Annotated in this window: 7 protein-coding genes; 5 read left to right on the top strand and 2 right to left on the bottom strand. The window is 52.6% G+C overall.

The genetic code is table 11. From position 1 onward, the window contains the following. Positions 1 to 9: 9 nt before the first annotated feature. The 4 genes from EYY67_RS04815 to EYY67_RS04800 all read left to right on the top strand — a co-directional run bounded on the left by EYY67_RS04815 (position 10) and on the right by EYY67_RS04800 (position 5,077). A complete protein-coding gene (locus tag EYY67_RS04815; RefSeq protein ID WP_095925179.1) occupies positions 10 to 1,179 on the top strand; it encodes an MFS transporter in 1,170 nt (389 codons plus the stop codon). A gap of 40 nt (positions 1,180 to 1,219) precedes the next feature. Next, the gene (rcsD, locus tag EYY67_RS04810) at positions 1,220 to 3,916 is read left to right on the top strand and encodes a phosphotransferase RcsD (protein ID WP_131692964.1); all 2,697 of its coding nucleotides are present in this window, start codon (positions 1,220 to 1,222) and stop codon (positions 3,914 to 3,916) included. Positions 3,917 to 3,920: 4 nt separating this feature from the next. Next, on the top strand, positions 3,921 to 4,571 hold the full coding sequence (gene rcsB / locus EYY67_RS04805; RefSeq protein WP_013574620.1) for a response regulator transcription factor RcsB: 651 nt from the start codon (positions 3,921 to 3,923) through the stop codon (positions 4,569 to 4,571). A gap of 269 nt (positions 4,572 to 4,840) precedes the next feature. Beyond that, positions 4,841 to 5,077 (top strand): hypothetical protein, encoded by a 237-nt coding sequence (locus EYY67_RS04800; RefSeq protein ID WP_119822562.1) that lies wholly within the window; start codon positions 4,841 to 4,843, stop codon positions 5,075 to 5,077. Positions 5,078 to 5,210: 133 nt separating this feature from the next. On the opposite strand, the gene rcsC is transcribed toward EYY67_RS04800, so the two are convergent. Further along, the gene (gene rcsC, locus EYY67_RS04795; RefSeq protein ID WP_131692963.1) at positions 5,211 to 8,072 is read right to left on the bottom strand and encodes a two-component system sensor histidine kinase RcsC; all 2,862 of its coding nucleotides are present in this window, start codon (positions 8,070 to 8,072) and stop codon (positions 5,211 to 5,213) included. A gap of 127 nt (positions 8,073 to 8,199) precedes the next feature. Beyond that, the gene (gene gyrA, locus EYY67_RS04790) at positions 8,200 to 10,851 is read right to left on the bottom strand and encodes a DNA topoisomerase (ATP-hydrolyzing) subunit A (protein ID WP_131692962.1); all 2,652 of its coding nucleotides are present in this window, start codon (positions 10,849 to 10,851) and stop codon (positions 8,200 to 8,202) included. A gap of 259 nt (positions 10,852 to 11,110) precedes the next feature. Here gyrA and ubiG point away from each other — a divergent pair, with 259 nt between their 5' ends. Next, positions 11,111 to 11,833 (top strand): bifunctional 2-polyprenyl-6-hydroxyphenol methylase/3-demethylubiquinol 3-O-methyltransferase UbiG, encoded by a 723-nt coding sequence (gene ubiG, locus EYY67_RS04785; RefSeq protein WP_131692961.1) that lies wholly within the window; start codon positions 11,111 to 11,113, stop codon positions 11,831 to 11,833. Positions 11,834 to 11,861 lie beyond the last annotated feature (28 nt).

Genomic DNA, 11,861 nt, shown 5'->3' with positions numbered 1-11,861 from the left:
CATGACCCGATGACCACAGATTCATCCCCTGCCTTACCGCGCGCGGCCGCCTCTGTACCGGGCGTGGCGCAGCAACATGCAACACGACTGACGTTTCTGCTTTCGGGCTTTGCCATGGCCGCCTGGGCACCGCTGGTGCCCTTTGTGAAATTGCGTCTGGCGATCAGCGACGGCACGCTGGGACTGCTGCTGTTGTGCATCGGCGCAGGCTCGACCTTTTCGATGCCGCTGACCGGTTTTCTGACCGGTAAGCTGGGCTGTAAGACGGTGATTCTGATTGCCAGCACCTTGCTGTTGTTGTCTTTGCCTTTGCTGACGCTGATGGACAGCACGGCGGGCATGGCGCTGATCCTGCTGGTGTTCGGTGCCGCAATGGGCATGATTGATGTGGCGATGAACGTGCATGCGGTGGTGGTGGAAAAAGCCAGCGGACGCGCGATGATGTCCGGGTTTCATGGCTTCTTCAGCATGGGCAGTATTTTTGGCGCGCTGGCGGTCACCGGGCTGCTGTTTCTCGGGCTGACACCGTTTCAGTCGGTGGTTCTGGTGGTGATACTGCTGGCGATTCTGGTGGTGTTTACCAGTCCGCATTTGTGGCGTCACACCCGTCATGAAGGCGACGGCCCGATATTTGTGCTGCCCCGTGGCTGGGTGGTATTGCTCGGATTTTTATGTTTTGTGATGTTTATGACCGAAGGGTCAATGCTGGACTGGGGCGCACTGTTCCTGACGACGGAACGCGGCGTGTCGGCCCATCAGGCCGGTCTGGGTTACGCGGTGTTCTCCGTCGCCATGACCGCCGGACGTCTTACCGGTGACCGGATCATCGCCACGTTTGGCCGTTTTAATGTGCTGATGTACGGCAGTTTATGTGCCAGCCTCGGGCTGGTGTTGCTGACCACCGTCGATAATTTGTGGATAGCCGGACTGGGCTTTGTCATGATTGGATTTGGTGCCGCTAATCTGGTGCCCATCATGTTCAGCGCGGCGGGAAATCAGACGTCGATGCCCGCCAGTATGGCGATTGCGTCGGTGACCACATTGGGCTACGCCGGGATCCTGGCCGGTCCGGCATTGATCGGTTTTATTGCGCAAGTCAGCAGCCTGTCCATTGCCTTAGGTTGCGTGGCAGCCATGATGTTATGCGTCGCGGCCTGCGCCAGAGCCGTTGTCAGATAAAAAAGAGTGATAACAAGAATGAAGGAAAAAACTCATCATCATGGCTGGTAAATACTTATCGCTGACCTCGACCAATATCACGCGGTTCTTTTGGTTCTTCGTTTTGCTGCTGGTCATGGGGCTGGGCCTGTATGGCTATAATTACACCAATGCTTATCTGAACGATAAACTGCGCACGGTGCAGAACACCGCCGAACTGCTGCAAAAACGCATCGATAAGTACCGTTATATGACCTATCAGATTTATGACAACTTCACCGGCCAGCCGCTGTCGCCGGAAGCGGTCAGCGCGCAGGAAATCCGCCTGCGTCAGGACATGTATTTTGTCTCGAAACCTCACAAAAAAACCGATGCGCTGATTTTCGGTACACATGACAGCTCAACGCTGGATCTGACCCTGAAAATTTCGGCGTTTCTGGATGACCAGTGGGGCGCCACTAACCAGCCGTATTCGCTGTACTACCTTAACGGTCAGGACAACAGCATGCTGCTGGTCACCACCGTGCCGCTGCAACAGCAGGATTCCCGCCTGAAGGAAAACTACTTCACCAGTACGCTGCAATCGCGTCGCGCCGAAATGTTGCAACAGGCCAACACGCTGGATGAACGTGAAAGTTATTCGGCTTTGCGTAAATCACGCCAGAGCAATGATTACTCTTTCTCACTGCGCACAACCTTCAATAATCCGGGCCATCTGGCGACCGTGATTGCCTTCGATCTGCCGATGAGTGATCTGATCCCTTACAACATGGCGCGGGATAATTTCCAGCTTAATGGCAACACCACCGCCGTGAATGAAGGCGATCCGGCAGATGATGACAACGCCGCCGCCAGCAGCATTGTGATGCAGGGCTGGTCGCTGGTGTTTGACGTGCCGCTGAGCAATTCCCCGCTGTCGCTGACCTATCACGTGCCGCTGGTCAGTCTGGTGGTGGATCTTTCCCGCAATAACTTCTGGCTGATCCTCATCAACCTGTTCCTGATGGGTCTGGCGATGGCCAGCATCTATTTCATCCGCCATCAGTACATCCGGCCAAGCGAGAATATGGCCGCGCAGTTGCAAATGCAGCAGGCGCTGAATCAGGAAATCATCTCGGGTCTGCCGCTCGGTTTGCTGGTGTATAACTTCAGCAATCACAGCGTGATCCTCAGTAACAAAATCGCTGATCAGCTGTTACCGCACCTTAGCCTGAATAAAATCGCCAATATGGCCGAGCAGCATCACGGCACCATTCAGGCAACGGTGAATAATGAAGTCTATGAAATCCGCATGATCCGCAGTCAGATTTCGCCGGAAACTTACCTGTTTATGCTCCACGATCAGGATAAAGAGGTGATGGTGAACCGCACGCTGCAACAGGCCAAACGTGAGTTTGAGAAGAACCTGCAGGCGCGCAAACTGATGCTGCATAATTTGGGCATTGAGCTGAATCAGCCGTTGCAGGAACTGAACGGGCTGGCGGTCGCGCTGGTGGAAGAACAGCAACCCGAAGAACGTCAGACGCTGGAAGGCAAGCTGCTCAATGAATCGCGGAATGCGCTGACGCTGGTGGATAACATCACCCTGCTGACCCGGCTGGAAACCCAGGACTGGCAACCGGCCAATGAAAGCTATGTGCTGTCGGCGATGGTTGATGAACTGCTGCTCGAGGCCCTGCCCCGCCTGAGTCAGAAAGGACTTGGCTTGCTCAATCATTTCCAGATTGCGCCGGACGCCACCTTTACCGGCGATGTGCAGGCCGTGAAGAAAATCCTGTCCCTGCTGCTTGATTACGCCATTGTCACGACGTCTCTGGGTAAAGTCACGCTGACCAGCGAACAGGACGAAGATCGCCCGGATCAGCTGATTTTCCACATTAACGACACCGGCAGCGGAATTTCCAAAGAAGAATTGAGCAATCTGAATTATCCTTTCCTGAGCCAGACGTTAGTCGATCGCTTTAATCACGGCTCCGGGCTGACATTCTTCCTGTGTAATCAGTTGTGCAAAAAACTGGGCGGTCAGCTGGAAATCCGCAGCAAGCTCAATATCGGCACGCGCTATACTGTTCGCGTTAAACAGCGTCAGGAAGCGCAGGAAGTGGAAGCGGACGACGAGAAATTACTCAACGATGTGACGGTGTTACTCGATATCACATCGGATGAAGTTCGCGGTATTGTTACGCGGACCATGAACGCTTACGGCGCTGTCTGCATCGTGGCGGATGACCGTCAGGTGGCGCGGGAATATGATGTTTTACTGACAGATAATCCGCAAAACAGTGACAAATTTACGCTGCTGCTGACCGACGATGAGTCCGGTTTCCAGCAGCTTGAAAAGCATTATATCCGCGTCAATTACAACATCAGCAGTGCGCTGATCGACGCAACCTTACTGTTAATTGAGCAGCAATTTGCTGTGTCCGATGACAGTGTTTCACCCGAAGAACCCGGAGAAGACTCTCTCGACTTTTATGAAAAGCAGCTAAAATCAAGCGATTACTATCAGCTTTTTGTCGAGACAGTACCGGAAGATCTTGAGAAACTGTATAATGAAAACCAACGCCGTGATTTCACATCACTTTCCCAAACAGCACATCGTCTCAAGGGGGTGTTCGCCATGCTGAACCTGACCCCAGGCAAGCAAATGTGTGAATCGTTAGAACAATACATCGCAGATGGCGATGCATTACAGATTACTGAAACCATCAATCACATTGATTCTTTTGTCTCCAGACTGCTCCAGCAAGGTAGCTAATCACATGAATAATATGAACGTAATTATTGCTGATGACCATCCTATCGTCCTGTTTGGTATTCGTAAGTCCCTTGAACAAATTGAATGGGTGAATGTTGTAGGCGAGTTCGAAGACTCAACGGCACTGGTTAACAGCTTAAGCAAACTTGATGCCCATGTGTTGATCACAGACCTGTCCATGCCGGGCGACAAATTCGGCGATGGCATCACGTTGATCAAATACATCAAACGCCATTACCCGCAGCTCTCCATTATTGTTCTGACCATGAACAATAACCCGGCGATCCTCAGTTCTGTTCTCGATCTGGATATCGAAGGGATTGTGCTTAAACAAGGCGCACCCACCGATCTGCCGAAAGCGCTGGCCGCTTTGCAGAAAGGTAAAAAATTCACGCCTGACAGCGTGGCAAAATTGCTGGAAAAAATCAGCGCCAACGGTTACGGCGACAAACGCCTGTCACCGAAGGAAAGCGAAGTGCTGCGCCTGTTCGCAGAAGGCTTCCTGGTGACTGAGATTGCCAAAAAACTGAACCGCAGCATCAAGACCATCAGCAGCCAGAAGAAATCGGCCATGCTGAAACTGGGCGTTGAAAACGATATCGCCCTGCTGAACTACCTGTCTTCCGTCAGCTCCCAGCCGGTGGATAAAGACTAACGTTTCAGAAAATATATTATTTCAGTCACATGTCATGATATCGGTTGACCCTTTTCAGCCTTCAAACGCCCGATGAACTTTATCGGGCGTTTTGTATTTTAACGACAAATGGGACGCCGGGTGTTGTAGATTTCCACCGGCTCTCTTACCATCGTAAACGGATAATATTAACGAAGAGACAAAAGCTGTCTGGAGATGACGGCTCAGGATCATTATTGGCTGGCAGGTTTACCTGCACTCACATCAGTAAATGACTAAAGGAATAGAGAATGAGAACTCAAGTTGTAGAAAAAATGGTCAATACAATCGAGAAAGTCGCTGAAGACACTGGATTGTCTGTAGATGAATATATGCTGGCGCTCGCTGTCTCAATGACGGCCCTGATGAAACACAAAGGCAGTAACCTGATGGACATCAATATAAATGAGATGACACTGGTTGTCGGCCTGAGGAAAAATCCATCCGAGACTCCACCAGAAAGCGAAAGCAGTGCTTCAGTCCATTAACAGGGTTTCAAGGCAGTCTCACCTTTTCGCACGACTTATGTGAGATATCTGTTCCGTTATCCCTTATTCAGGACGGCTCACAGACGTACAAAAGGCACCTCACGGTGCCTTTTGTATTTTCCGACGTCGTCCGTCAGGACTGTCGTTTTTTGCGCACCAGCGCGCTGTAGTAGCTGAGGGTACTGCGCAGGGTATCGAGCGTGACCGGCTTCGACAGGCAGTTATCCATACCCGCTTCCAGACAACGCTGACGCTGTTCCGCCAGCGCGTTGGCCGTTACCCCAATCACCGGCAGCGTATGGCCCAGCTCACGCAGTTTTTGCGTCAGGCCATAGCCGTCGAGTCGCGGCATGTTGACGTCGCTGAGCACGATATCAATTTCATGAGCGCGCATGGCATCCAGCGCATCCATCCCGTCATTGGCGGTGACGACGATATAGCCCATTGTGCCCAGCTGATCTGCCAGCAGTCGGCGGTTGATCGGATGGTCGTCGACCACCAGCAGGGTGATGTCGCTGAAGTCCTGCGTCACTGCGGCTTCAGGTGCCGGTAAACCGCCCTCTTCCGCCGTTGCCTCAAGATGGTAAATCCGGTTGAGCAGCGCCGTGATCTCCAGCGGTGTCGAGGTGCTGTGAACCCAATAGCCCGGCCGGGTTTCCACCGGCGGACCGATATGATCGATAGAAAACTCGATTTGCGCCGCCAGCTCTCCATTATGGATGAACGGAGTATCGGTGATTAACACGTCTTCACGCTGACTTTGCAGCCCCGGTTCGCAGCGCTGAACATTCGCACCGTTGTAGCGCATCAGCTGCATCAGGTAGCTTTCCAGATACGCATTACGCACATCCAGCCAGACCGTTTTATCCTGCCAGTCATCCAGCGGCTCGCCCGACGGGAACGTGGCGTTATAGAGCGGAATTCGCACCGTAAACGAACTGCCCAGCCCCGGCTCGGATTCAACGTCGATATCACCGTCCATCAGGTTGATCAGTTTTTCACAAATCGCCAGACCAAGACCGGTGCCCTGGAAATGACGTTGCACGCCGGTTCCGACCTGGAAGAACGGATCAAACAGGCGGGTGATTTCCCGCTCGGGAATGCCGACGCCGGTGTCGCGTACCTGGAATTCGAGGTAGTTGCCGCAGGTTCTGACGTTCAGCACGATACAGCCGGTATCGGTGAATTTGATCGCGTTATTGAGAATGTTCGAAATGACCTGCTGTAAACGCACCGGATCGCCATTGAACGATAACGGCACGTTATGCTCGATAAAGCAGTACAGCCCGAGGCGTTTTTTCACCACCAGCGGCAGATAGTTACCGGCAATGTGGGTGATCACTTCGCGACAGGAGAAGTCCTGCGGCTCGATTTTCAGCTGCTCGGATTCGATTTTGGAGAAGTCGAGAATGTCGCTGATGATTTTCAGTAACAGCGCCGAGGAGTTGTTCATCGCCGTCACCAGACGGTCAACCCCCTGCGGCAGTCCCTGAGTTTGCAGTAAATCCAGGTTACCGATGATACCGTACAGCGGCGTACGTAATTCGTGGCTGACCGTCGCCAGGAACATAGATTTCGACTGGCTGGCCTGCTCGGCGGCGTTCGCCATTTCCTGCAGGGATTCTTCCATTTTCACCCGCGCGCTGACGTCGATCAGTACGCAAATCGCCACGTCTTCGTTTCTGTAACGCGAATGCACGAAGCTCAGCTGGATGTTGTTATTGTTCTTGGTGATAACATCGACGAAATTCGTCTGCTGATCGCAGATGATCCGCGTAATGCGCTGCCGGTCTTCCTGCGTCAGCATGCTGATATAGTTGTGCGCCAGCTCGTTACTCAGGATGTTTACGCCATCGCTGATACGCAAAATGGATATCCCGACCGGGGCTGAGGCCACGATTTTATGATTGAACTGCTCGTGCTCTTCCAGCCGGAAAGCGTTCTCCTCCGCCGGTAAAAACATTTTGCGCTCAAATACCCAGGCCAGAATAAACAGCAGCAGGCCGGAGAAAATATTCAGTAAGACGGCGTTAAATATCAGGATTTTAAACCGCTCAATCACCGTATTAAACGGCATGGAATACACCACGCTGAGGGACGATGGCGTCAGCGGCTTTTTATAAATAAGATCTTTGTAGCCATTCACGTATCCGAAATACGCGCTTTCCTGCGGATACACTCCCGGCGCGGGATTGGTGTGTTCATTTTCAGAAATCCGCAGCAAGGGTTGATCATCGGCGTCCAGCAGCGTGACGGAAGTGTGCTGGGCGTTCGGGTTGATCAGATCTTCCATACGCAGGTTTTGCTGAATGCCCATCAGCGCTTCCAGCTTGTTGCCAACATAAATCGGCGTCAGCACGTACAAATAACCGGAGTCTTTATTGTCGGACTGTGACACCCAGTACAGGCTGTTTTCTTTATCCTGACTCTTGCCGTTGCGGTATTGCAGGATTTTTTCGTGCAGCGATTTCAGTTGATCCTGACTCTCACGCTCAAGCGGTTCACTGCTGATACCGAAATCGACCAGACACAAATTCTCACCGCTGATATAAAACACGCGGTTGAGATCATAGGCATCGGAAAAATTGTCTTTCCAGTAGTGGATCATGTTACCCAGTGAAGACAGCGAATTACGGTAGCTGTCGTTGATCTGGGAACAATCAGATTCAGGGAACAGGGAGAGATACGTCGGCGTGGTATTTTTGGTGCTGATCATGCCATTGATGATATCCAGCCCGTTCATCGAGTCGCTGAGCCGTTTCTCTGCCATAAACTTAATGCTGTGCATGACGTCATTCGAGTTTTTGACGTAACTCTGCGCCAGATCGTAATTGAGGTTGTCCTCATCACGGATCTCGGATTCTTTGTTATGGAAAATACTCAGCACATAAAAGGTGGTCAGCAGCACCCCCAGTGTCCACAACATAAGCGCCAGCACCCGGAAAAGATAACGGGAGATCCTCAGCGTGGTGCGAAACGAAGCAAGATATTTCAAGGGTTAACCATTGATGTTACGGCTCTGAGAGCGGGATAAATTTGAATTCAGAATACACTATTGTTGCGGTTTCTATAAAAAAGGGCATAACAAATGTTATGCCCTTTTGTTATCTGACTAAGAAGACTTATTCTTCTTCGTCATCTGCTGGCTGATCGTCTTCACTTTCTGCGTCGTCTGGCTGGTCAGCCGCTTGTGCTGCTTCCAGTTCGCCCGCTTCGGTGGCTACGCCATCCAGTTCTTCGTCTTCTACCGGTTCTGCAACACGTTGCAGACCCACCACGTTTTCGTCGTCTGCGGTACGGATCAGCGTCACACCCTGGGTGTTACGGCCAACAGTACTCACTTCGGAAACGCGGGTACGCACCAGGGTGCCGGCATCGGTGATCATCATGATCTGATCGGCTTCATCCACCTGGATCGCGCCAATAACCGGTCCGTTACGCTCGCTCACTTTGATCGAGATAACGCCCTGCGTTGCACGGGATTTGGTTGGGTATTCGGTCGATTCAGTACGTTTACCGAAACCGTTCTGCGTCACAGTCAGAATACACCCGTCGCCGCGTGGGATGATCAACGACACAACGCTGTCGCCTTCGCCCAGACGGATACCGCGTACACCGGTCGCCGTACGGCCCATCGAGCGGACCGCTTCTTCAGAGAAGCGCACCACTTTACCGGCCGCAGAGAACAGCATGACTTCGTCTTTACCGTCAGTCAGGTCAACACCAATCAGCTCATCACCCTCGTTAAGGTTGATGGCGATGATGCCAGCGCTGCGTGGACGGCTGAAATCAGTCAGGGCGGTTTTCTTCACGGTACCGCTGGCGGTCGCCATGAACACATGACGGCCTTCTTCGTACTCGCGTACTGGCAGAATGGCGGTAATACGTTCGTTCGGCTCAAGCGGCAACAGGTTGACGATAGGACGGCCACGGGCACCGCGGCTGGCTTCCGGCAACTGATAGACTTTCATCCAGTACAGACGTCCGCGACTTGAGAACATCAGAATGGTGTCGTGGGTGTTGGCCACCAGCAGACGATCGATAAAGTCTTCTTCTTTGATGCGTGCTGCTGACTTACCTTTACCGCCGCGACGCTGCGCTTCGTAATCGGTCAGAGGCTGGTATTTCACGTAGCCCTGATGCGACAAGGTCACCACAACGTCTTCCTGATTGATCAGGTCTTCGATGTTGATGTCAGACGTATTGGCCGTAATTTCGGTACGACGCGGATCGTTATACTGATCGCGGATCGCTTCCAGTTCTTCACGAATGACTTCCATCAGACGTTCAGGGTTGGACAGGATGAACAGCAGCTCGGCGATTTGTACCAGCAGCTCTTTGTATTCATCCAGCAGTTTTTCATGCTCAAGGCCGGTCAGTTTCTGCAGACGCAGATCCAGAATGGCCTGCGCCTGTTGTTCAGTCAGGAAGTATTTCCCGTCGTGAATACCAAACTGCGGCTCCAGCCATTCAGGACGGGCTGCATCGTCACCGGCACTTGCCAGCATCGCGGCAACGTTGCCCAGATCCCATGAACGCGCCACCAGGCCCGCTTTCGCTTCAGCCGGCGTCGGTGCAGCACGGATCAGTTCAATGATCGGGTCGATGTTTGCCAGCGCGATGGCCAGTGCTTCGAGGATATGAGCACGGTCGCGGGCTTTACGCAGTTCGAAAATGGTACGGCGTGTCACCACTTCACGGCGGTGGCGGACGAAGGCAGACAGGATTTCTTTCAGGCCGAGAATTTTCGGCTGACCCTGATGCAGTGCCACCATGTTGATACCAAAAGAGGTCTGCAACTGGGTCAGGGAATACAGGTTGTTCAGCACCACTTCGCCGACCGCATCGCGTTTGATCTCAATGACAATACGCATGCCGTCTTTGTCAGACTCATCGCGCAGGGCACTGATCCCTTCAACACGTTTTTCTTTCACCAGCTCGGCGATCTTTTCGATCAGACGGGCTTTGTTCACCTGATACGGGATCTCGTGAACAATGATGGTTTCGCGACCGGTTTTCGCATCGGCTTCCACTTCCGCGCGGGCGCGGATGTAAATCTTGCCACGACCGGTACGGTAAGCTTCTTCGATGCCGCGACGACCGTTGATGATCGCCGCCGTCGGGAAGTCCGGCCCCGGGATGTGTTCCATCAGCCCTTCAATGCTGATGTTTTCATCTTCAATGTATGCCAGACAGCCGTTGATCACCTCGGTGAGGTTATGCGGCGGAATGTTGGTTGCCATACCGACGGCGATACCTGACGAGCCGTTGACCAGCAGGTTAGGAATACGGGTTGGCATCACAGAAGGAATTTGTTCGGTGCCGTCATAGTTTGGCACGAAGTCGACAGTTTCTTTTTCTAAGTCTGCCAGCAATTCGTGAGCAATTTTTGACATGCGGATTTCGGTGTAACGCATGGCGGCGGCGGAGTCGCCATCCACCGAACCGAAGTTACCCTGGCCGTCCACCAGCATATAGCGAAGTGAAAAAGGCTGAGCCATACGAACAATGGTGTCATACACCGCGGTATCACCGTGCGGGTGATATTTACCGATAACGTCACCGACCACACGGGCCGATTTTTTGTAGGCTTTATTCCAGTCGTTACCGAGGACATTCATTGCGAAAAGTACGCGGCGGTGCACCGGTTTCAAACCATCGCGCACATCTGGTAACGCACGTCCGACAATAACGGACATCGCATAATCCAAATAAGAGTTTTTCAGCTCTTCTTCGATGTTAATCGGTGTGATTTCTCTGGCAAGGTCGCTCATGGAGCTGCTATCCCTCTACTGATTATTCATGGCCGCTGCCCACGTAGGCATATATAGCGCAAAGGTGTAAAACTATACCACAAACCAGCCAAACGTGGAAAACAACCGCCCCCTTTTGCGTACTATTATCCAACGCGTTTCAAACCTTTGCGCAAACGGCTGCATTTCGTATAAACATTAACCAGAACCACAAAACTGCGCCAAAGCAGATGGAATATGTATAATCCGCTAATCAAGTTATAAGGAGTTCATCACGCTCATGGCAACCACACCGTCCTCAGCAACACAAAACATCGACCACGAAGAAATCGCCAAGTTTGAGGCCGTCGCCTCGCGCTGGTGGGATCTGGAAGGCGAATTCAAACCGCTGCACCGTATCAATCCGCTGCGTCTGAACTACATTCTCGAACGCGCCGATGGCCTGTTCGGCAAGAACGTGCTGGATGTCGGGTGCGGTGGCGGCATTTTGAGTGAGAGCATGGCGGTGGCGGGCGCGAAAGTCACCGGGCTGGACATGGGTGGCGAGCCGTTGCAGGTGGCGCGGTTACATGCGCTGGAAAGCGGAGTGAAAGTCGATTACGTGCAGGAAACCGTGGAGACACATGCCGAAGCGCATCCGCAGCAATACGACGTGGTGACCTGCATGGAAATGCTGGAACATGTGCCGGATCCGGCTTCGGTGGTTGCCGCCTGTGCGCGTCTGGTGAAACCGGGCGGTCACGTGTTTTTCTCCACCATCAATCGCAATAACAAAGCCTGGCTGATGGCGATTTTCGGCGCAGAATACGTGCTGAAGATGGTGCCGAAAGGCACGCACGACATCAAAAAATTCATCAAGCCGTCTGAATTGCTGAGCATGATTGACCGCACCGCGCTGTTTGAACGTCATATTATGGGGCTGCATTACAACCCGCTGACGGATCACTTTAAGCTCGGGCCAAACGTGGATGTGAATTACATGATCCACACGCAGGCCCTGTAAAACACGGCCAGCAAAAAAGGGTGACAGA

The sequence above is a fragment of the Rahnella victoriana genome (genome assembly GCF_004330295.1).
Taxonomy (GTDB): domain Bacteria; phylum Pseudomonadota; class Gammaproteobacteria; order Enterobacterales; family Enterobacteriaceae; genus Rahnella; species Rahnella victoriana.
This window is presented reverse-complemented; position numbering and strand designations above follow the sequence as displayed.

Coding starts and splice junctions, on each gene's coding strand:
- ubiG (WP_131692961.1), top strand. CDS start 11,111: ATGGCAACCACACCGTCCTCAGCAACACAAAACATCGACCACGAAGAA.
- rcsB (WP_013574620.1), top strand. CDS start 3,921: ATGAATAATATGAACGTAATTATTGCTGATGACCATCCTATCGTCCTG.
- EYY67_RS04800 (WP_119822562.1), top strand. CDS start 4,841: ATGAGAACTCAAGTTGTAGAAAAAATGGTCAATACAATCGAGAAAGTC.
- rcsD (WP_131692964.1), top strand. CDS start 1,220: ATGGCTGGTAAATACTTATCGCTGACCTCGACCAATATCACGCGGTTC.
- gyrA (WP_131692962.1), bottom strand. CDS start 10,851: ATGAGCGACCTTGCCAGAGAAATCACACCGATTAACATCGAAGAAGAG.
- EYY67_RS04815 (WP_095925179.1), top strand. CDS start 10: ATGACCACAGATTCATCCCCTGCCTTACCGCGCGCGGCCGCCTCTGTA.